Annotated in this window: 18 protein-coding genes and 1 pseudogene; 13 read left to right on the plus strand and 6 right to left on the minus strand. The window is 52.9% G+C overall.

All coding sequences use genetic code 11. The features are described from left to right. Window positions 1-262: 262 nt before the first annotated feature. From RW092_RS01420 to RW092_RS01430, 3 genes and pseudogenes are all read right to left on the minus strand, one after another. Window positions 263-1,204, minus strand: coding sequence for a glycine betaine ABC transporter substrate-binding protein (locus tag RW092_RS01420; RefSeq protein WP_016313136.1), 942 nt, complete (start codon window positions 1,202-1,204; stop codon window positions 263-265). Window positions 1,205-1,219: 15 nt separating this feature from the next. Then, a pseudogene (locus RW092_RS01425) lies at window positions 1,220-2,051 on the minus strand (ABC transporter permease); the annotation flags it as partial. Beyond that, the gene (locus RW092_RS01430) at window positions 2,011-3,258 is read right to left on the minus strand and encodes a quaternary amine ABC transporter ATP-binding protein (RefSeq protein ID WP_016313134.1); all 1,248 of its coding nucleotides are present in this window, start codon (window positions 3,256-3,258) and stop codon (window positions 2,011-2,013) included. The gene RW092_RS01430 and the pseudogene RW092_RS01425, both read right to left, overlap by 41 nt. Before the next feature lie 347 nt (window positions 3,259-3,605). Between RW092_RS01430 and RW092_RS01435 the strand changes: the two genes are divergently transcribed. Continuing rightward, the gene (locus tag RW092_RS01435; protein WP_016313133.1) at window positions 3,606-4,163 is read left to right on the plus strand and encodes a GbsR/MarR family transcriptional regulator; all 558 of its coding nucleotides are present in this window, start codon (window positions 3,606-3,608) and stop codon (window positions 4,161-4,163) included. A 74-nt stretch (window positions 4,164-4,237) separates the two neighbouring features. On the opposite strand, the gene RW092_RS01440 is transcribed toward RW092_RS01435, so the two are convergent. Both RW092_RS01440 and RW092_RS01445 read right to left on the minus strand, forming a co-directional pair. After that, window positions 4,238-6,703: an alpha/beta hydrolase family protein gene (locus tag RW092_RS01440; RefSeq protein WP_316009319.1), complete on the minus strand. Its 2,466-nt coding sequence runs from the start codon at window positions 6,701-6,703 to the stop codon at window positions 4,238-4,240. A 455-nt stretch (window positions 6,704-7,158) separates the two neighbouring features. Then, complete coding sequence (locus RW092_RS01445) at window positions 7,159-8,514, minus strand: amino acid permease (protein WP_016313131.1); 1,356 nt, start codon at window positions 8,512-8,514, stop codon at window positions 7,159-7,161. Window positions 8,515-8,721: 207 nt separating this feature from the next. Here RW092_RS01445 and RW092_RS01450 point away from each other — a divergent pair, with 207 nt between their 5' ends. From RW092_RS01450 to RW092_RS01475, 6 genes are all read left to right on the plus strand, one after another. After that, complete coding sequence (locus tag RW092_RS01450; protein ID WP_085170935.1) at window positions 8,722-9,702, plus strand: ABC transporter permease; 981 nt, start codon at window positions 8,722-8,724, stop codon at window positions 9,700-9,702. A gap of 19 nt (window positions 9,703-9,721) precedes the next feature. After that, entirely contained in the window at window positions 9,722-10,615 is an 894-nt protein-coding gene (locus RW092_RS01455; protein ID WP_316009320.1) for a carbohydrate ABC transporter permease, read from the plus strand. Window positions 10,616-10,693: 78 nt separating this feature from the next. After that, on the plus strand, window positions 10,694-12,385 hold the full coding sequence (locus RW092_RS01460) for an extracellular solute-binding protein (RefSeq protein WP_316009321.1): 1,692 nt from the start codon (window positions 10,694-10,696) through the stop codon (window positions 12,383-12,385). Between the two features lie 182 nt (window positions 12,386-12,567). Then, window positions 12,568-13,398 (plus strand): response regulator transcription factor, encoded by an 831-nt coding sequence (locus tag RW092_RS01465; protein ID WP_085278929.1) that lies wholly within the window; start codon window positions 12,568-12,570, stop codon window positions 13,396-13,398. 10 nt (window positions 13,399-13,408) lie between these two features. After that, complete coding sequence (locus RW092_RS01470) at window positions 13,409-15,220, plus strand: cache domain-containing sensor histidine kinase (protein ID WP_316009322.1); 1,812 nt, start codon at window positions 13,409-13,411, stop codon at window positions 15,218-15,220. Between the two features lie 72 nt (window positions 15,221-15,292). Then, window positions 15,293-16,546, plus strand: coding sequence for an MDR family MFS transporter (locus RW092_RS01475; protein WP_316009323.1), 1,254 nt, complete (start codon window positions 15,293-15,295; stop codon window positions 16,544-16,546). Window positions 16,547-16,880: 334 nt separating this feature from the next. Here RW092_RS01475 and RW092_RS01480 read toward each other — a convergent pair whose 3' ends face one another. Further along, window positions 16,881-17,438: a hypothetical protein gene (locus tag RW092_RS01480; protein ID WP_316009324.1), complete on the minus strand. Its 558-nt coding sequence runs from the start codon at window positions 17,436-17,438 to the stop codon at window positions 16,881-16,883. A 127-nt stretch (window positions 17,439-17,565) separates the two neighbouring features. On the opposite strand from RW092_RS01480, the gene RW092_RS01485 reads away from it, so the two are divergent. The 6 genes from RW092_RS01485 (at window position 17,566) to RW092_RS01510 (ending at window position 22,180) form a co-directional block, all read left to right on the plus strand. Next, a complete protein-coding gene (locus RW092_RS01485; protein ID WP_316009325.1) occupies window positions 17,566-18,165 on the plus strand; it encodes a TetR/AcrR family transcriptional regulator in 600 nt (199 codons plus the stop codon). A 155-nt stretch (window positions 18,166-18,320) separates the two neighbouring features. Further along, complete coding sequence (locus RW092_RS01490) at window positions 18,321-19,439, plus strand: LolA family protein (RefSeq protein ID WP_316009326.1); 1,119 nt, start codon at window positions 18,321-18,323, stop codon at window positions 19,437-19,439. Between the two features lie 214 nt (window positions 19,440-19,653). Then, a complete protein-coding gene (gene alr, locus RW092_RS01495) occupies window positions 19,654-20,835 on the plus strand; it encodes an alanine racemase (RefSeq protein WP_028539677.1) in 1,182 nt (393 codons plus the stop codon). 247 nt (window positions 20,836-21,082) lie between these two features. After that, a complete protein-coding gene (locus RW092_RS01500; protein WP_016313120.1) occupies window positions 21,083-21,364 on the plus strand; it encodes a CopG family ribbon-helix-helix protein in 282 nt (93 codons plus the stop codon). Window positions 21,365-21,367: 3 nt separating this feature from the next. Then, the gene (locus tag RW092_RS01505) at window positions 21,368-21,718 is read left to right on the plus strand and encodes a type II toxin-antitoxin system PemK/MazF family toxin (RefSeq protein ID WP_028539678.1); all 351 of its coding nucleotides are present in this window, start codon (window positions 21,368-21,370) and stop codon (window positions 21,716-21,718) included. Between the two features lie 174 nt (window positions 21,719-21,892). Continuing rightward, entirely contained in the window at window positions 21,893-22,180 is a 288-nt protein-coding gene (locus tag RW092_RS01510; RefSeq protein ID WP_316009327.1) for a hypothetical protein, read from the plus strand. Window positions 22,181-22,263 lie beyond the last annotated feature (83 nt).

The following is a 22,263-nucleotide window of genomic DNA, read 5'->3' on the forward strand; positions in this document are numbered from 1 at the left end:
CAACAAGGGGTTATACCCCAAGAGCAAACCACCCGTTGGACGGGTGGTTATGATTATAGAAAACTAACGGAACGAGGAGACCTTATTTCTATTCCTATCAGGGTAAATATAGATGTAACGGAACCAGATGACCTTAGTTGAGCTATAGGCAGCGAAATCGCAGGCATGAGCACCAAATAAGGTCTCTAAGTTCCGTTACAGCGGGAAATCATAGGAAAATCGTTTAATAAGGTCTTTGTGTTCCGTTACGTTAGAAGAACCATTACTTCAAGTCTTCGATCGAGTTGATGTCCATGTAGGTTGGAACGACCAGGCCGGTTTTGACGCCGGTCATGTTCGCGCCGAGATCCTCGACTTGTTCGCCGTATTTATCCCAATAATCCGCATGGGTGAGCGGGAGCCAAGCGGCTGCAGTTGCATCAACGTCACCGCTGGCGACACCAGTCCACATTGGACCTGCCTCGACTTGGAGGGACTCGACGTCATAACCCAGCTTGCTTTCGAGGACATACTCGAGCAGGTTGGTGCTGGCGATTTCCGAATCCCAAGCGACGTAACTCAACTTGAATTTGTCGCCGTCCACCGGTGTCAATCCTTCGGTCCAGCTATCCACGCGGTCGGCATGGCTGTCTGCCCAGGCTTTGGCCGCTTCCGCCGGATCCTGACCTTCTTGGATCGCCGTCATGATCTCGCCCATTTCATCGGAAGTCCACTCGAAGCGATCGAGGAACTCATAGGCAGTCGGATGGTCTTCCTTCAAACCTTTCCGTGCCAGCGTGTGAATTTCTTCAGCTTCCCCGTAGACCTTTTGCGGATCCTCCAAATATTTCAGATCATATTTGGCGAACATCCAGTGCGGGGTCCAGCCGGTAACGATGATAGGTTTTTCGGATTTTACCGCTTTGTCCAGCATCGCCGTCATGGCAGCGCCGGAGCCTTCAATCAGCTTCCAGCCATCAAGGCCGTAAGTTTCAATCGCTTGGCTTGTCGCCTTCATAATTCCGGCACCAGGGTCAATCCCGATGATTTCGTAGTTGACGGACTCACCGACGGCAGCGGCATTTCCGCCATCATTTGCCGAAGGCTCCGGTGTGTTGTTCGCACTGCCGGCTGTGGTATTGTTCGCTTGCCCGCAGGCAGACAACGCCAACATGCCCACTAATCCTGCCAGTACCATGAACTTCCTTGTCTTCTTCAATTTCATCTCAATCTCCCCTTTGTGTTTTGGATTTAAACAGGTTTTGCGTAAAACGGTCGAGCACGATGGCTAGGACAACCACGGCTAATCCGGCTTCAAAGCCTTGCCCGATTTTAAGCTGGGTAACCGCCCGATAAACGGTGGCCCCAATGCCTTGCGCCCCGATCATGGAGGCGATGACGACCATCGACAACGACAGCATGATCGTCTGGTTCACTCCGGCCATCAACGTGGGCATAGCGAGCGGCAGCTCGACCTTAAACAGCTTCTGCCAAGCCGTGGAACCAAAGGCGTTCGCCGCTTCTGTCAACTCGCCGTTCACTTGCTTGATTCCAAGATAGGTAAGCCGAATCGTCGGCGGGATCGCGAAGATCACCGAGGCGATAACCCCAGGGACAACCCCGAGGCTAAAGAAGGTTACCGCTGGCAGCAGATAAACGAACGCCGGCATCGTCTGCATAAAATCCAGCAACGGTGAGATGATCCGATGGACCATTTTGCTATAGGCGCACCAGATCCCGATCGGAATGCCAAACAGGATCGAGATCAAGCCGGAAGTGATCACCAGGCCTAAGGTGTTCATGGTCTCGGTCCAATAGCCAAGGTTGTCGATCAGCAGGAACCCGATCACGGTGAACAAGGCCAACTGCCATTTTCCGATGAAATAAGCGATGATTCCAACGATGGCAATAAACAGCAGCGGATGCGGCAGCAGGAACAATCCGGCGAAAAAGTTAACGATCGTTTCAATCGTTGTGGACAATCCGTCGAAAAATCCTCCAAGCGTCCGCTCCATGGCATCCACCAGCGATTCAATCCACTCGGCTAGCGGCAATTTCGGGATGAATTCCATCTGGGCGCACCTCCTCCTTCAGTTCATGATGTTCTCCGGCGAGGGCTCCCAGTACGGCACCGCGTACGATGACGCCCAGCAAACGATCCTGCTCGTCAACGACGGCCAGCGGCACCTTGGAAGAGCTTGTGACTTCAAACAGGTCACTTAGCACGGTATCCGGAGCCACGCGAGGGGCGTCTGTAATCAGAATTTCTTCCAGGCCAATCCCGGACTTAGCAGCACGGGAGGCGTCTTCGGCTGTAATGACGCCCAGCAGGCGTTTGCCCCGGCCGATGACGAACAGGTTGGAGATGCCTCGTTCACGCATCAGTTCAAGCGCGACGCGGGGACCTTTATCCAACGTAACGGTTTCCGGTCGACGCATGACGCGGGCTGCGGTCAGCACCTTGGACAGGTCGACGTCCTCAATGAACCGTTCTACATATCGGTTGGCCGGGTTCATCAGCATTTCTTCCGGCGTGCCGATTTGGACGAGCGCGCCATCCTTCATCAGTGCGATCCGGTCGCCAAGACGCAGAGCCTCATCCAAATCATGTGTAATGAAGACGATCGTTTTCTTCATCTTCTCCTGCAGCTCAAGCAGCTCATCTTGCATGTCACGACGAATGAGCGGGTCGAGAGCACTGAACGCTTCGTCCATCAACAGGATTTCCGGGTCATTGGCCAGCGCCCGGGCCAGGCCAACCCGCTGCTGCATACCGCCGCTCAGCTGATCCGGCATCTTTTGCTCCCAGCCTTGTAAGCCGACGAGCTCGAGGGCCTGCATCGCTTTATCGCGGCGTTCTTTTTTGGCCACTTTCTGAATTTCCAGTCCGTATTCCACATTCTGCAGGACCGTGCGATGCGGGAATAAAGCAAACTTCTGGAACACCATGCTGATCGATTTACGCCGTACTTCGCGCAGTTCAGCTTTGTTCATTTTGCGGAGATCCCGTCCATGCAGCAGAATTTCCCCCGCAGTAGGTTCGATCAAACGATTCAACATCCGAACCAGTGTCGATTTGCCGCTCCCCGACAAGCCCATAATGACGAAAATTTCACCTTCATGGATGTCCAAGCTGACTTGGCCAACGCCGACAGTTACGCCTTTTTCCTTGAGCAGACGTTCTTTGGTATAGCCCTGCTTCAGCAATGGAATGGCCTGCTCAGCATGGGGACCAAATAACTTGCTAACATCTCGGACTTGTAATATTGGTTGATTCATAGATTCACTCCTTTTCTATAGCTTGAAGTTCCCCCTTCGATCTCGGCTTCGCTTAGAAAAATGCCCAGCGAGGCAATATCGCCATCAATCCGTGAGGTAAGTGTAACAAATGGAATGAAAATTACGCAAAGATGAAAACCGTACGTAAGGAACGTACAGAAAAAACTGAACATAACGAATCAACAGATAGCTCCGATATCCTCCCAAATGCTCCCTAAGCTGCTTCTTTACTTTTGGGGTTGACTTTCTTAAGATAGAATAAGCGTTGAGCCGCAAAGAGCTTAAGCTGTGCGGGCGACGCGTTCACAGCGGAGGTTGTTTTTGCATATGAATAGGAGGTTGCAAGCATGAGCTTGGACCAGCTCACCGATGAGCAACAGGCTTTATTAATGAAGGTACGCAAACGCGTAATTGAGGCGATCGGCCGAAACATGGACTTGTACGGGATCTCTTTGTCTACAGGGCACTTGTACGGGCTGCTGTTCTTTGCTGACAAGCCGATGACTTTGGACGAGATGGGCAAGGAAATGAAAATGAGCAAAACCAGCATGAGTACGGGCGTCCGCACGTTGCTGGATCTCAAAATGGTCAATAAAGTGTGGGAGAAAGGCTCCCGCAAGGACTTATATGAAGTGGAATATGACTGGTACCAGACGTTTACGGACTTCTTCGCGATTAAATGGAGAAAAGCGGTGGAGAGCAATATCCTTGTGCTGCGTAGGTCCATTGATGAATTAACGAAGGTGATGGCGGTGGAGGAGGACGAGCCGCTTCGCAACGTATTGGAAGAAGACATCCGTAAGATGAAAGAATCTGTGAAATATTACGAATGGCTGGACCGTCTGATCGACGCGATGGAAAGCGGAGAGATCTATAAGCTGGTCCCCAAGGAAACCGAATCCTGATAAAAAATATAACGCTTATTCCCAAGCACGTTGGCATTTGCGCAGCGTGGGGAATAAGCGTTTTTTTTGGCGTATCAGTAGACTCCGATGTCATCCAGCATCAGCTTGGCAGCGCCGCCGTTCAGATAGAAGGTCAGGCGCTGGATCCCCGTGTTTGGATCGAAGCTGGGGTTGGCAGCCGCAAAGTCTGCTAGGTTGAGACGATATGTCTGGTAGACCGCTTCGGTTGGATGCTTGTATTTGCCTCCTGACAGGTGGCGTTCCAGCCAGGGATGGATCGTAAATGAAGTGACAGGCAGCGGTTCGATCTCCATAAACCTCTTGAGCGGCAGGCGGACAGAGGTGCTGTTGCCGTCGGTCAGCTCCACCTCAACCTTGACGGAACCGGAAGCTAGAGCGGCATCCGGGGTTTGCTCATCCGCCAGCTCGAAGCTGCGGTCGGTGAGTGAAAAGGCGAGCTCCTCCGGCGGGCCGCCGGTTGGGAGGGGAGCACCTTGTTCCCAGCTTAACGTATAAGCGGACGGGTCGTTGCTGCTAGACTTACGCTCCAGCACGATTCCCCGGGACGGCTTGGTGCCGTTTTGCCGGTTCTTCGCCTCTTCTTCCTTCCAGGTGAGGTTGCTCCCCGATGCTTTCCCGCCTCCGGGAAGACTTAACCGGTTGAAATCTTCATCGTAGCGGGCCCAAGCAGTAAACGTGCTGCTCTCGAAACGATTGTAATACACTGTGTCCGGGAGCCAGGCTAAGCCAGTTCGGTAATCCTGCAACAGCGGAAGATAGCGGCTGGGTCCTGAATCGGTAGTTGTAGCCGAAGCGAGGCCGGAAGCGTTACTCCCCGTTGCCGTACCGTGCAGCGTTTCCTCGAAGAAAGCCGAGATGTACACCTTCGCGATGCTCCGCTGTTCGGAAGGAGACAGCATCCCGTTTCGGCTGAGCAGAATGCCCTTCGGATAACTGACGTCCCGACCGCCCCAGCTGCTGTTGAACTGGCTATGGTTGGCGTCCCCGATGTACAGCGAAGCTTTGAACCGATCCGTTCCCGGCGAAAAACTCGTGCGCATGTACTGCCGGTCGCCGTCGAAGTCGCTGACATCGCCATCCCGTGCGCCTTGCAATGTCAAATAGCTGACATCCTTAAGCTGGGTGTATTTTCCGTCTACCTTTTTGTCGGTGGGGGCGATCGCTGCAACCGCTTGAATCTGGACGTCCTCTAAGCTCGATATCAGCTCCGCGTCGTCCGCGAACCAATCTTTGTAATCCGCAGCCATCGCCACCGCTTGCCCGCCGCGGGAATGGCCCGCCAGTCCGATGCGGGTGAAGTCGATTTTGTGATATAACGGGTTACCAGGTTCGTCGGCAAAAACGCCAATCTGCTGCAAATGCTTCAGCAAAATCCAGGCTCGAACCTTCATATCGTTATCGGGAATTCCCGTCCATACGGAGTAATTCAAGAAGTTCTCATCGACGGATACGACGGTAAACCCTCGGCTGGCCAACAGTTCTCCCAGATAAGCGTATCCGTCATCGGAGAAATCCTCCATGAGGTGATTCCCGTGAACGATCAGCACGAGCGGGTACCGAGTATGGCTATCGGTAGCGCTGTTCCCTAGGTTGGTGTGGTCCTGTTCCTCTGCTGCGACAGGCATCCAGACTCTCCCGTTCAGCGGCAGTGCTCGCTGATTAAATCCCCAATAGGCGGTCCGGTAGATGGACCACTTCTTAATGTAGGCGGAGGCATCCACCGTCCCGGAGGTGATGTCGACCGCTTCCCCGTATTCGGGCTGCCAAGCGTCGTTCCCGCTGCCGTAGGTGAAGGTCGACACCTCATAAGGCCCGGGTTCAGCGGGGCTGTCTAGCAGCTCGGCCAAGCTTGGCACGGCCGCTGAACTGGCGGCGGCGTCGCTGCTTGCGACGTCGCGCGCCTTGTCACCATCGGCTTCGCCGGCTTCCCAGATCCCGGCGCTTTGCACGCCTTGATAGGCCGGCACGGCGGAGCCGCTCCCGGGACTCGCCGCGAACGGCCAGATCGCGGCGATGGCCGCCAGCAGCGCCGCCATGAGGGCGGCTGCGGCTTTATGGCGCCGCCGCAGCCTCCGGCTGGCGAGCGTTCCTGCCAACAGCCCGGCGGAGATGCCCGCCAGGCTGATCACCGCGGCGATGACCAACGCCGCGGGCAGCGCAACTTCGTTAGAGTAGAAAATAACGAAGCTCGCGGCAAAATCAAACAAGACCGCCCCTGTAAACAGGCGGGGGATCGGCAGGCCGATCAAAGCCAGCAGCAGTGCGGTGATGTGGGCGGTCAGGTACAGGCCCAGCGTTCCTGCGAGCAGGAACAGCAGCAGATCGACCGGACTCCCCAGCCCGGTCGGCATCCCGAGCGCCAGTAGGCCAAACGCGAACATGCCGGCCCCCCAGGGGCCGGCAATGGCGAATCGCCAAAAGGCGGTATCGTATCGGTAAGCGTTCCGGATACGGCGAGCGATCCGGTAACGCAGCGTCGGCTTGCTCAGTAAAAGTTCAGTAACCACCTGAATTTCCATGGCTTCCCCCAAAATCTCGTAGTCTCTCCCTTCCTTTATTGTAACATGGGCCAAGGACCGGGAGAAACAGGGGAAAACAGGGGCCGAATTAGCAAGTTCAGCTTGATCAGATGCTCGATGCCCTACCGAACCAAGCCGCTATTGATGACCCGCTACACCACTTTTGCAGGATTATCCCGTTCCATCAGTGAAGTCTGAGTGATCTTCAGGAAGTCCGAAAGGCGCGTTAGGCTAGTGATGTTCGCAGGTCATCAGTTCGAAGAGACCCATTTGGCCGAGCAGAAGTCTACAAAACCAAGCTGATTCGGCTGACCCAGCGGGATAATGCTGTAAAAAACGTCAGCCTCAGCCCCACCAAGCCGCTGATCCAGCGGGATAATGCCGTAAAAGTGCCAGCGCGAGCCCCATCAGGCCGCTGACCCAGCGGGATAATCCTGTAAAGGCCAGCTCCAGCGCTACTGCTGACTCTGGCCCGAGCGCGGACGGAAACGGACCCATGACCAGACGATCAGCAGGAGCAGCACCGCCAGACAGGTGCCGATGCTGATACGGTTCTGCGTGTCGAACAGGAACAGCAGCGCAATGACGACGAGACCGATCACCGTCAACAGTGTAATATAGGGGAATCCCCAGACTTTAAAGCTAGGCGCTTTCGGATAACGCTTGCGCAGCTTTAATTGGGACAAGCAGATCGTGATCCAGACGAGCAGCACGACAAAGCCGGGGACCGCCATCAAGAGACGGAACAAACCTGCCTGATTAAAGACGGCCAGCATGGAGCCGAGGATCAGGACAACTCCGCAAAGAATCAAGCTGTTCACCGGCACGCCCTTGGCGGAAATCCGCGCCAGCTTCGCCGGAGCTTCCCCGCCGGCAGCCATCGAATGGAGCATTCTGGTCGCGCCATAGATGCCGGAATTCGCGGCGGACAAGACTGCCGTAATCAGAATGAAGTTCATCAGATGCGCTGCCCCCTGTAAGCCCGCCGAGGACAGTACCTGCACGAACGGGCTGGTCTGCTCGCTGAGACTGTTCCAGGGAATCAGTCCGCAAATGATCAGAATCGGTAACGTGTAAAACAGCACCACGCGCAAAATAAAGCTTTTGACCACCCGGGGCAATACTTTCTCCGCATCCTTGGCTTCCGACAAGGTTAATCCGATCAGCTCAGAGCCGCCGTAGGAGAACATCACGACCAGGAGCGCTGAGAAGATCGCCGTCCATCCATTCGGGAAAAAGCCGCCGTAATCCCGGTAATTGTGCGGGAACGGAGCACTCGTTCCAGGGAGAAGGCCAAACAGCATGGCTGCGCCTAGGAGAATAAAGACGATGATCATCGCGATCTTAATCCCAGCCAGCCAAAATTCAAACTCACCGTAACCGGCCACGCTCATTCGATTGATGGCCAGAATAAAGGCGGCGCTGGCTAGACTGAGCACCCAAAGCGGGACGTCCGGCAGCCAGAACTGCAGGAAACTGCCGGCGGCAATCACTTCAATCACGCAAACGGCCAGCCACATGAAGCAGTACATCCAGCCCAATATGAAAGAGATGCGTTCGCCAAAAGCTTCCCGGATGAAGTCCTTCATGTTGCGGCCGGGATACACTGTCGCCATCTCGGCAATGGCACCCATGACGACCAGCAGCAGCAAGCCGGCAAAGGCATAAGAAAAAATCACGCCAGGTCCAGCCAGGCTGACGGTCTCAGAGCTCCCTTTGAAGATCCCGGTGCCGATGACACCGCCCATGGCCATAAAGCTGATGTGGCGGGGCAGCAATTTTTTCTGCAAAGTTGAGGAATCAGATTTCACGTGAACAAAGCCCCCTAAATCTAAGTTGAATCCACTAGTTGGATAAGCAATACGGACTTTATCTTACACCAATTCGCCCGATGGAGGAAATGACATCATACCCGGTTGAATAGTATCACATTTCGTTGATTGGTCAGATAGGCAGGGGCCGGCAGCCAATATACAATAATTTTCAAGATAAAAACAGCGTAAAGGGGAGAAGCATCTATGGCCCGATTATCCACGGATCGGGAAATGCAGCCCGAACCCGCCATGCCGCAAGTGCCTTATCCAAGAAGGAAGAGTGGGCTCGAGCGTTTTATTCGGCAAATTGATCTGCAGTTGATGGTCCTCCCGGCGCTTGCCCTCATCTTCGTGTTTAGTTATATCCCGATGTATGGCGTTTTGATCGCCTTTCAGGACTACAAGATCGGGCACAGCTTTACGGGGAGTCCGTGGGTGGGCTGGAAGCATTTCGCTTACTTCTTTAACTCGCCGGATTTTTACACGGTGATGCGCAATACGATCGTCATTAGTCTGCTGAAATTTCTGATTGGGTTTCCGGCACCGATCCTGCTGGCCTTAATGCTGAACGAAGTGCGGAAGATGGTCTTCAAACGAGTTGTTCAGACGATTACGTATCTGCCGCATTTTATGTCCTGGGTTATTCTCGGCGGTCTAGTTGCTTCGATGCTCGCCACGGATAACGGGAGCTTAAACATGCTGCTGGAGCGGTTGAATCTGATTCAGGAACCGATTAACTTCCTGTCACTGCCCGAATACTTCTGGACCATTTTGATCACGACCAATGTATGGAAAGAAATCGGTTTTGGCTCGATTGTCTACTTGGCGGCGATTGCCGGGGTAGATCCCCATACCTATGAGGCGGCTTCGATTGATGGGGCCAGCCGCTTTAAACAGATTTATTTGATAACGCTTCCATCGATTATGCCGGTCATTTCGATCTTTATGATTCTGGCGATCGGCAACTTGCTGAGCGCCGGCTTCGAGGATATCCTCGTGTTGGCCGTGAACCCGGCGCTGCGAGATGTCTCTGACGTCATCGATACGTACGTGATTCGGGTGGGGATCAACAATTACCGCTATTCCTATGCTACCGCCGTTGGGTTGTTTAAAGCGGTCGTCAGCGTTGGGCTGTTGACCATCGCGAACTATGTAGCCCGCCGATCCGGCAACAGCTTATGGTAATCAGGAGGAGGTGTCCGCGATGTATAGCAGCAGAGGCGACCGGATCATGGTTGCTTTCATCTACGTCTTCTTAACCGTTTTTTCCCTCTCCACGTTATATCCGTTCCTGAATGCCATTGCAATCTCGCTGAACGAAGGGCTGGATACCGCAAAAGGCGGGATTACCCTCTGGCCGCGCTCCTTCACCCTGGAAAATTACGAGGTCGTCTTCCAGGATGAACGGCTGATGTCGGGATTTATCATCTCTGTCCTTCGGACCGTCGTCGGTACGATCAGCGCCATCTTGGCCACGGCGATCTTCGCTTACGGGATGACCAAGCGCGAGCTGATGGGACGTAAATTTTATATGCTGATGTGTATTTTTACGATGTATTTTTCCGGCGGATTGATTCCAACGTTTCTGTTGATCCGGAACCTGGGGATGTTTAACTCCTTCTGGGTATATATCTTTCCTTCGCTCATCGGGGTATGGAATATGATCATCTTTCGTACCTTCTTCCAAGGGCTGCCCCAAGGCTTAGAGGAATCGGCCAAAATCGACGGCTGCGGCAATTGGGGCACCTTGTTCCGCATCGTGCTGCCGCTGTCGGGACCGGTCATCGCAACGTTATCGCTCTTTACCGCGGTTGGTCACTGGAACGAGTGGTTTATCGCCAGCATCTACATTTCGAAGGAGGAGCTGCTGCCGATTCAGACGATTTTGAAGCAGATTCTCGCCTCCAACATCGTCTCCGAGCAGACGGCGAATCTGGATGCGGCGGCACAAGCCCATATGGCACAGGCCAAAACCGTCACCAGCAAATCGCTGTCGATGGCCACCATGATGGTCGCAACGATCCCGATCGTTCTCGTCTATCCGTTTGTGCAGAAGTATTTTGTCAAAGGGGTGCTGGTGGGGTCTTTGAAAGAGTAGTTGAACAGCAGACGTCGTTTAGGGCAGAAGGTTCTGCTTTGAACATAAAAATGAAAGTCGAAAGGGGATAACAGTCGTATGAAAAAGCGGGGAACACGGTTAAGCCAACTGATGATCATCTTCATGGCAGTTGCCGTCATCCTGGCCGGATGTTCCGGCGGCGGGGGCAACAGTGCGAGTGGCGGTAATTCTCCCGAAGCGCCGAAGGAGAACGGCAGTAATACGGGGACGAACCAGGCGGAGTCTGCGGAATCGCAGCTTTTTGAGCTGGGGAAGGAGCCGCTGGAATTCACGCTTTACGGCAACTATGACTGGTACACCATGCCCAAATGGGGGGCCGACGAAACGACAGCTTGGGTGAAAGAGAATAAAAAGGTGAACATCACCGAAATTCCAAACGGCGGGAATACCGTGCAAAAGCTAAACACGATGATTGCCTCCGGCGATCTGCCGGACGTCATTTGGGGTGAGCGGGGCGCGGATGTGGAAAGGCTGCGTGAGGCCGGCCTGCTGGTGCCGCTGGACGATTATATCGAGAAATACCCGAACTTGAAAAAATGGCTAGATCCAAAGGCCATGAACATGCTGCGATCCCCTGACGGTAAGCTGTATCAATTCCCGAACTGGTACACGAACCGTCCGAACGGTAATGCTGGATGGGTGGTGAACAAGAAGATCTATAACGAGCTCGGTTCACCTAAACTGGAAACGACCGATGATCTGTATAATTACCTGAAGCTGGTGAAGGAGAAATATCCGGACGTCATTCCGCTGGAGACGGATTTGGCCAGCGAAGGTCACGGGCTCGATCAGATTTACTCCGCGTTTAAGGAGAATAATTTGAGTTTCCCGCGTTATTTTGCCGTACCTAACGGAGATAAAATGACTTCGATCTACAAGGACGAACCGTTCCGGGAATCGGTGGTTTACGCGGCGAAGCTGTTCCGCGAGAAGCTGATGACGCAGGACGCCTTGACGCAAACGCGAGACCAGGTGCAGGAGAAGCTGATGAACGGCCGGGTGGCGGTGTACACTTCCTCCAATCCGACCTTGTATGCGATGCAGGCTCACGCCGCCTTGACGCAAAACGATCCGGACGCCGGCTATTTCATGATCTGGCCGATTCATAAGGAAGGACTGGATAAAAACAAAATTTATCCCGGCACCTATAACATGCTCGGCTGGAACGCGGCGGTCATTACGACCAGCGCCAAGAATCCGGAAGCGATCTTCGCGTTCTTGGATTGGTGGACCGGTCCGGAAGGGATGACCCTGCAAATGTGGGGCGTGGAAGGCGAGTTCTGGGAAGGACGGGAAGCGGACGGCATCACGCCGAAGTTCACGGAGAAATATACGCTGGAGAAAGAAAAGCTCGCCGATTATCAAGCGAAGATGGACCCGTTGATGTGGGTTGGGAATACCGTCTACGTTGATGATATTAAAGGCAAGTTCGAAGCTACGTTGCCGGAGAGCGAACGGAACTGGTCCACTTACTGGCAGTACGAGATTACCTGGAAAACGCAAGGCGATGCGACCGAGTTCATCAACTTGTTCCCGCTGCCGGATACCGAGGAGGGCATCACCTTCCAAAGCGGCAAGGACATTTGGCAGAAAGCAAGAGCACAAGCGTTGTATGCGAAGACGGATGAAGAAGCGCTGGCGATTCTCGACAAAGCGCATGAGGACACAATGGCCATCGGGTTCGAGAAGCTGCTGGATTACTATACTCAGCGCTGGCATGAGAATTTGAAGATGATTCAAGGCAATTAAGCGAGACAGGCAAGCTACTTGGCAAGGGGGCCCGATTCATTAGGCTCCCTTTTCCTGTAGCGCAGGGCGGGGAGGATTAGAGGAATTTCTCCGTTCTCAACGAACGGGGAGGCCGGGTATACTTAGGGGGAAACGGAGCTGAAACCGAATTTCCGCAAGGAAAAAAGGGGGCTGACACGATCGTGTACAAGGTACTGCTTGCTGATGACGAGCATCTTGACCTGGAGGGCATGAGAACGTTTATACCCTGGTCCGAGCTGGGGATGGAGGTGGTGGGCGCCGTAAGCAATGGCTTCTCAGCCTGCGAGTTGATGGAGCGGCAGGCCATTGACATTTTGGTAACGGACGTTAATATGCCGCATATGTCCGGACTGGAGTTGGCACGCCGGGCGATGGACCGGAAGCCGGACGTCCGCGTAGTGTTTGTCAGCGGACACCAGGATTTTCATTATGTGAAGCAGGCGCTCTCCCTCAAAGCCTGCAGCTATGTACTGAAGCCGATGGACGATGACGAGCTGGTCGCCTCGCTCCGGCAAATTACGCTGGAATTGGAGCACGAAGCGAATCGGAAGCGGACGGAGGAACAGTATCTAAAAATGATGCAGGCGTTGCAAGCACAGGGCGTAAAGCGGCTGGAGGACGAGCAGGAGCAGCGAGCTGCGACGCAGTTGAATGAAGCGCAACCCGTGCCAGGCTGCAGCCGGCTGATCCGGGAAATCATCGCGACGATGCAGGAGCGCCTCCATGAGAACCTCACTTTAAAGAACATCGCTCAGCAATTTGCCTTTTCGCCGAATTATTTGGGGCATCTTTTTAAGGAAGAAACGGGCCAAGGCTTCAGTGAAATGCTGACTGAGCTGCGAATGGAACGGGCGCGCGAGCTGCTTAAGGACCCGAAGGTGAAAATTTACGAGGTTGCCGGTCAGGTCGGATACCGCTATATCCCTTACTTTAGCCGGCAATTTAAGGAGACCTTCGGGATGACGCCGATGGAATTCCGCAAACGGGAGTGAATCCAACTTGATGAAGATCCACCGCGTGACGCTGCCCCAGGCCCCGCGTTACCTTCCGTTTGGCTACAAGCTGATGTTGACCTACCTTGTATTTATTTTGATTCCGGTGCTGGCGATCGGGTATTTTTCCCATTCTCTCTATCAGGAGTCGATTCGCAATCAGACCCGCAGTAATATCCAGGGGACACTGCTGCAAATCCGGGATAACGTTGAATATAAACTGGCCGATGTCGAGCGCGTCTCCTCGATGCTCTATCACGATTACACGCTGATTACGCAGCTGCGCAGTTATGAGGAGGGCTGGAGCAGTTATGAACGAACGACGATGGTGCTTCAGCCCAAGCTGCATATCGCCATGAATGCGACCGGCTTGAAGCTTGCCATGTACGTTTTTCTCGAGAATGATACCTTGCCTGAGATTTATCACGGCTCCTTTGTGAATGAGAACCCGGATGCATTGGAAGGCAACTATAATATCTATCATTTAAGCCGGCTTCAGCATAAAGCGTGGTACATCGATTTCCCGGAGGAGCGATACGGAGAGACGCTTGTTTGGCGGCAGGTGGAGAAGGATCGGGATCAGGATCGAATCTCGCTGCTGCGCCGGTTGGTCGATAGCAATACGCCGTTCGATTTACGGGAAATCGGCTTCTTAAGGCTCAGCGTTCGCATCGGCGAGCTGTTTGAGGCGCTGGATTACCGCAAAATCGGTGAAGGCAGCCAGCTGCTAATCCAGGATGGGGCGGGGGAGACGTTATACGAGTCCGGAGGGGTTTCATCATCCTCGGGAACCGCCGAATATTTGACGATCCAAGAGGAGCTCGATGGCCCCGGATGGGTGCTGACGGCCCAGGTGCCCCTGACGATCATGGAACGGGACTCGGCGAAGGTGCGCTGGTTTGTGACCTTAATCTGCGTGTTGTGCCTGATTGTGTTTACGTTTGCCGGTATGTTTGTCTCCCGTTATTTCTCGATCCGGGTGACGAAAATCGTCTCGGTGCTAAACGCCTTCCGCGAGGGAGATTTGCATAAACGGATGCGCTACCGGGGGAAGGACGAATTTTCCCAGATCGCCTCCGCCTTGAATGAGATGGGACAAAATATCGAGCAGTTGATTGAGCAGGTCTATCTGACCAGGCTTGAGAAAAAAGAGGCTGAGCTGGAAACGCTGCAAGCGCAGATCAACCCGCATTTCCTCTATAATACGTTGTCCTCGATCAGCCGGCTGGCTAAGTTCGGGGAGATTGACAAGCTGCAGCGCATGGTGCTGGACTTGGCGAAATTTTACCGTTTGTCGCTCAGCGATGGACGGACGATCATCCCGATTTATAGCGAGCTGGCGCAGGCCGAAGCGTATATTAACATTCAGCGAACGAAGTTTGGTGAGGCGGTGTCGTTCGACTTTGAGGTGGACCCGGCTATCCTGTCCTTAGCCACGGTGAAGCTTGTGCTGCAGCCGTTTATTGAGAATGCGCTGGAGCATGCCTGGTTTGGCGATCCGATCCACGTTCGGATTCTTGGATATACGGACGGGCGGGTGGTCAGCTTCAAAATTATTGACGACGGTATTGGGATGACGCAAGAACGGCAGCGGCAGGTGCTCGATTTAGCTCCGGGAGCCGATGGCGGCTTTGGCATTCGGAATGTTCACAGCCGCATTCAGCTGCATTTTGGCTCGGAATATGGGGTGAAGATGTTTAGCCGCCCCGGGATCGGTACGACGGTGCTGATCCGGTTCCCAGCCGTTCCTCATGGTGAGGAAATGCCGGGTCTTCGTGCCTCTACAGGAACGTCAAGCATTTCTTCTTCTGACAAGTCTTGACAACTATTGATTTCGCGGTTTAAATAGGGAGATAGTTTTGAACATCTTGTGAATAAAGAAGGCGAAATCACAATGAACTCACAACTCAAGAACATTCATCCTTTGTCGTGGACGATTATTGTCGGGACGATCTTTGGACGGATGGCTTCGTCCATGAGCATTCCGTTCTTATCGATCTACTTGATTAAATCGCTTGGAGCATCTCCCTCTGAGACTGGGGTTGTCGTTGCGGTCAGTTCATTAATTGGGGTATTCGCCAGCTTCTACGGCGGTTACATCTCGGACGTCATTGGACGCAAGCGGGTGCTGTACATTTCGATATTTGGCTGGGTGCTGGTGTTTATCGGCTTTGGGATGGCGAACCAAGTGTGGCTCTTCTTTATTATGAACGCGCTAAACGGGCTCTGTCGTGCGCTGTTCGAGCCAACCTCCCGGGCGCTGCTGGCTGATATCACGCCGCAAGAAAGCAAAATGCTGGTCTTTAATTTGCGTTATGCCGCGATCAATCTCGGTGTTGTCATTGGGCCGATTCTTGGGTTGCAAGTGGGGGCTTCAGAGTCAGGGTTGGCCTTTTATTTCGCGGGAATTGTATATTTGGTATATGGTCTGGTTCTTGTTTTTCAGTTTATCCTGCATAAAGAAGTCGGAAACGCGGGGCATGGAGCCGGCGAGCGCTTGACGTTGAAGGGCGCCATGCAAGTGACCGGAAGAGATCGTACTTTCTTATATGTTCTGATCGGCATGATCTTCTGTGTGCTGGGGTACGGCCATTTCAGTTCCACGCTGGCACAGTATCTGGAGATGACGCCGGGCATCCAGGACGGAGCCAAGCTGTTTGGCTATATGCTGTCGCTGAACGCCATTGTCGTGTTGGCGGTGCAGTTCCCAATCGTCAAGTTTGCCGGCCGTTTCTCACCGATTGTGCCGCTGCTTGCGGGCAATCTGTTCGTGTCCGGCAGCCTGCTGCTGTTCGGCTCGGTGCATGCGGTCTGGGCGTTCCTGGTGGGTGTGGTGATCTTTACGATCGGCGAAGTGCTGATGTTTACGATGACGGACGTGCTGGTTGACCGGATTGCCCCTGCGTCGCTGCGCGGGACGTATTTCGGGATGTTTGGATTCAACCAATTAGGCAATGTACTTGCACCGCTGGTAGGCGGTTTTCTGCTGGATGCCTTTGGCGCCGTGCAGGCTTTGCTGATCTTTGGGATCATTGCGCTGACGACGGCTTGCGGCGTGCCGTTCCTGCTGCTGGCGAAGCGTCACTTGACTGCGAAGGAAGAAGCGCTGGTTATGAAGGCTGAGGCGGAGGCGGGAGTGCCTAGTTGAGAAGCTGATATGCTGATAGGACCGATGTGCTGATGTGGGTGCCATTCCTTTGAAGTCTGGCGGCGGAGAAAATAGCATCGCGGGACCGGATCAACTAACGGGATTTTCTACCGTTAAATTCGGGGCATACAGACGGTTTGGCGAAAATAACCGGAAATTCTATTGTTAATTTGCTCGAATCGGCGCCTATGGGCGGTTCCGGGCGGAATTAACGTTAGAATTTCCAGTTAATTGAACACAACGGCTATATTTATCGAAATTAACGGTACTTTTTACAGGTAACTGATATAAGTTAGGAACGGCAGGTACATACCATTGACAACGGATCGGGCGATCAAGCCCGGTCCGTTTTAGGTTTCGGTTGCTTGGGCCAGATGAACGCGGAAATCATAATGAGGCCATCGATGACAAGCACGATCCCCCAGACACGCAAGATCCCGCCCAGCGCTTCCGTCCGGCTCGGATCGTTGATGAAGGTGATCATGCCAAGGAGCAGTGCTCCGCCAATCAGGAAAGAGAGGGCATGGCGCAGAAATCCCTTCAGCTCGTGTTTGGCATACTCCATACCATAACGTTTAGGTGGTCTAGCGTCCTTGTCCTTGATGAACAAATAACGGTACCAGCGATCAGCCCAATCGATCATGCTCTTGCCGAAAGCAATCGAGACTCCAATATAGACGGCTGCGATCCCGTGGGCGGTCGTCGCAACGGCACCGTTGTACAGGTCGACTCCCGTGAGGACGAACAGCACCAGATCAATCACCGGCGTCAATGCGAGCAGGGCCATTCCCAGCTTTGGCCGCTTTAATCCGTAACGGACGGATAGTCCCGCGAGAATCACGATCCAAAAGGCGATCTCACAGGCTACAATCATCCATGCAACAAAGTTCATAATGACCTCCTGTAATTCCGGTATAGATAAAATGTAAAAGTTGAGTGTATTGTATCATCCTGTTTTAATTAATACAACTGTACTAAATAAATTGTGTGATCCGCCTTGGAGGTGCTAAACTAGGAGCATGCCAAAACTAGTAGATCATGAACAAAGAAAACAGATTATCGCTGAAGCTACCTGGCGGGTGATATTGGAGCAGGGGATGGAAGGGGCCTCCGTGCGCAATATTGCCAAGGAAGCGGGACTTTCGCCCGGAGCGCTGCGCCATGATTTCAGCTCGCAGGAGGAGCTGCTGCGATATGCGATGAACCTGGTCAAGGAGAGAGTAACAGAACGGATCATCGCAATCTCCGGAATGGATCTGCCGCCGCTGGAGAAGGTGCTGAGGATTTTGCAGGAGGTCGTGCCGACCCGTGAGGAGACCCGGGCGGAAGCGGAGGTGTGGATGGCGTTTACAGCCTATTTCAGGCATAAGCCAGGCGGGTACGATGCGCGTCATGACGGGTTGTACGACCTGATGCAGCGATTGATCACCAGCATGGATCAGCGGGGTTTGCTGCAAGCCGGGCTGGATCCGGAGATGGAAACGGTACGGCTGCACGCGTTGATCGACGGCCTCACCTTGCATGCCTTGCTTGATCCTTTGCGGGTAGGTCCAGACCAAATCAACCGCGTCCTGGAGGCTCATCTAGATTCGATTACGAATGCATCCAAGGATCAATAGCTTGCAATCATCTTCCATCGTCAGCAACTGCAACGGGTATCCCCAAATCCGGCTACTTGTCTTTCGGTCAAGCCGGGGCTAGTCTGCATAATCGGCCAAGTTCCCTCATAGACATGTATCAGTTTAGGAAATCAAACTGCAGAGGGGATGATCTCATGCGCCGTTTCACGTGGATGCTGACCATCGTGATAGCCTTAAGCTTCGTGCTGGCTGCATGCGGGAAGAAGGACGCCGACGGCGTCGTCAAGGATTTGGACAAATTGGTTGCCCAGCTGGAGAGTTATCAGGGCTCCGGCACGATGACGCTTTATACGGGTGACAAGCCTCAGGAGTACAAGGTAGAGGTCTGGTACCAAAATCCGTCGTTCTACCGGATTGCGCTCACCAATGCGCAGAAGGATGTAACGCAAATCGTGCTCCGCAACGAACAGGGCGTATTCGTACTGACGCCAAGCCTGAACAAGAGCTTCCGCTTCCAAAGCGACTGGCCGGAGAATCAAGGTCAGGTGTATCTGTATCAAACGCTGGCTCGCAGCATCTTGAGCGACAGCTCGCGGCAATTTGAAAGCGACAAGGATAGCTACATCTTCGATGTTGCGGCGAATTACAACACCCATGCCCTGGTCCGGCAAAAAATCTGGCTGGCCAAGGACAACTATGCACCGAAGCAAGTTCAGGTATCCGATGCTGAAGCAAAAGTCGTCGTCGAAGTGAAATTCGATAAGTTCGACTTTGGCACTAAGTTTGACAAGAACTCGTTTGACATGCAGCATAACCTCGATACGGCTGCCCAGAATTCCCAAGGCACACTGCTGGAAGTCGATGAGAATGGTATGCTTGTGGAGAAGACGCCAACGGATGAGGCAACGAGCGCAAACGGCGATGCAGCAACCGAGGAAACGAATGGCGACACTTCGGCTGCACCGGCGTTAACGGAACCTTTTGGCGTGATTATCCCAACGTATCTGCCGGATGGTGTCTTGTACCAGGACGACAAAGCCGTAGAAGGCACCGATCGTACGACCGTACTGCTGCGATATGACGGTACATATCAATTTACGCTGTCGGAGACGCGTTCGCCAGACCGCACTGCATCGCTCGTACCGGGTGAGTTAATCGATATGGGCTTTACGTGGGGGTTGCTGACCGGCGATACCCTGCGGACGCTGACTTGGACAGTGGACGGTTTGGAATTCCGGATTACGAGCGAGAATTTGCCGGTGACTGAAATGGTGAAAATTGCCGCTTCGATGCAGGATCAAACCGGTAAGTAACACAAGGAACAGGCGGATTGCGGCTGTGCCGAAGGAGCATGCTCCCCGGCCCCGTCGATTCGCCTCTTTCTTCTATAATGATGTCTTTAACAAAATAAACTCCTTCTCAGGAATTGGGTTCTTTTGCAGAATTGACAGCCGCATCCATGAACATTACCATTAGGATATTGCTCAGATATTTGAACTCTCAATCTTTGGAGAAGGTGACCTGAAAGTGCAAGTGATGTATCGACCAACCCATGCGGAAATTGATTTGGACGCGCTGCGCAGCAATTTCGAGGAATTACGGAGAAGACAACCGAAGGACATGAAAATGCTGGCATGCGTAAAAGCTAATGCGTATGGGCATGGTGCTGTACCAGTGGCGAAGGAGTTGGAACAGATCGGCGCGGATTATCTTAGTGTCGCTTTTCTGGACGAAGCGTTGGAGCTTCGGAAAGCCGGCATTAAGCTGCCGATTCTCGTGCTAGGATATACGCCGCCACACGGGGTTCGCACCGCTTGGGAACATGATGTCACGCTAAATGTCTTCAGCCACGAAGTGCTGGAGGCGATTGAAGCGCTGAATCCTGCGGAGTTCCCGCATAAGCTGAAAGTCCATATCAAGATCGATTCCGGCATGGGCCGCGTCGGACTGCTGCCTGGAGATGAGGCGGTCGCCTTTGTACGCAAGGCTATGCAAGTGCCGCATGTGGAAGTGGAAGGCTTGTTCACTCACTATTCCACGGCGGACGAGGAAGACAAAAGCTATACATTGGAACAATATCGCCGGTTTCAGGGCGTGGTGGAAGCGCTGCGGGAGCATAATATTCGCATCCCAATCATACATACGGGAAATAGCGCCGTCGCCATTGATATGCCGGAACTGTCGGTGCAAATGGTTCGCATTGGCATCGCATTGTACGGTTTGTATCCGTCCGACGAGGTGAGACGTGATCAAGTGCAGCTCACCCCGGTTCTCTCGCTTAAAACGGAAACGGTACGGGTCAAGACATTGCCTGCCCATTCTGCCATTAGTTATGGAGCGAGATACATCACCGAACAGGAAGAGCGGATTGCCACGCTTCCGATCGGGTATGCCGATGGATATTCACGGATGTTAAACGGTAAGGCGCAGGTACTAATACGCGGCCGCCGAGTCCCTGTAGTTGGCGTTATATGCATGGACCAATGTATGGTATCGCTTCAAGCTTTGGCTGAGGAAGCCGAAGAAATTCAAGCCGGCGAAGAGGTTGTGCTCATCGGCCGGCAAGCCGGCGAGGAAATTACCGCCGGGGAGCTGGCTTCCGCCATGGGAACGATCCATTACGAGTTGATTTGCATGATAGCCCACCGAGTGCCTCGGGTGTACAAACGAAAGGGCGAATCGGTCTTATTGCTGAACCCGCTGCTGTGACAGAATTGGCGCAGCAGACAAATTTCAACAAAACTTTCCCTGTGTGAAGGAATTTATGCCAGGTCTATCGAATACTAAACATGGAAATGATCAGGTATGTACGGCACTACTGTTTTTGTTTATAATGAAATGCAGCATACTTGATATACGCTCGGCATATATTTCTTTTGTATAAATTTCCTTGAATAATGCTATACTGATTATCAGGAAACAGGGGCGAGTAGGTTTTGGGGGTGGAAGTTTTAAGATGGCTAATATGCATAACACCAAAAGAATCATGATCAGTTTGCCGGATCAGTTATTGCAGGAAGTTGATGGAATCGTGGCGATGGAGAACTCCAATCGCAGCGAATTGATCAGGCAGGCCATGAAGCTGTATTTGAACGAGCGGAAGAAACGGTTTATCCGAGAATCGATGCAGCGCGGCTATATGGAGATGGCCAAAATTAATTTGTCCATGGCCTCCGAAGCGTTCCATGCGGAAGAAGATGCAGACATCACTCTGGACCGCCTAGTAAGCGGGGTGTAAACATTGATCGTAAAGCGCGGCGACGTTTTTTTTGCAGATCTCTCCCCTGTGGTAGGTTCTGAGCAGGGCGGGGTCAGACCGGTGCTTATCATCCAGAATGATATCGGAAATCGATTTAGCCCAACAGCCATTGTTGCTGCTATTACGGCACAAATCCAAAAGGCGAAATTGCCGACTCATGTGGAGATTGATGCGGCAACTCACGGATTTGACCGGGATTCCGTCATCTTGCTGGAGCAAATTCGAACGATCGATAAACAAAGACTAACGGATAAAATTACGCATTTGGATGAGGAGACGATGAAGAAAGTGAACGAATCACTGCTCATCAGTCTCGGTTTAATTGATTTTTGAACATTTATTACTCATGTGTGCGTTTTTAGAATGACTTTTTTACGCTCCGGACGTTGCTCCGGGGCGTTGTTTATTTTGCGATAAAATTGATATAGGATCTTATAAATTTCCTATTTGTCACGCGGACAATTCGAGTACGATGGGAGTAATCACGGATAAAGGAGAGGTTGCCGTTTGAACGCTCAATATGAAATCTATGACGATCCCTTCAAAATGTTGATTTTGCTGGCGACGTTCGTGGCCGAGCAGCAAGGCAGCAAGCTGGATTACGAGAACATCGTGCCCTTTGACAACGACAAGTTTTTATTAACGAACGGCCGGTTCCTGTACAAAAAAGATCAGGTCGAGATCACCTGGTACCAATTCCTAGGGCGGGATATTCAGTGCAACAAGGACCTGACCCGGCAGGAATACAATCGGATGTTCGTCAATTGCATGGCCTCGGTTTATGGAGTGGGCTAAGCATGTAGTAAAGAGTAAAGTGCAAGCGCGCTGGGGAGAGGGTTCCTTGGCGGCTTGCACTTTTTTGGCTTGGTGGCGGAAGA

The organism is Paenibacillus sp. 3LSP, assembly GCF_032465655.1.
GTDB lineage: Bacteria > Bacillota > Bacilli > Paenibacillales > Paenibacillaceae > Fontibacillus > Fontibacillus barengoltzii.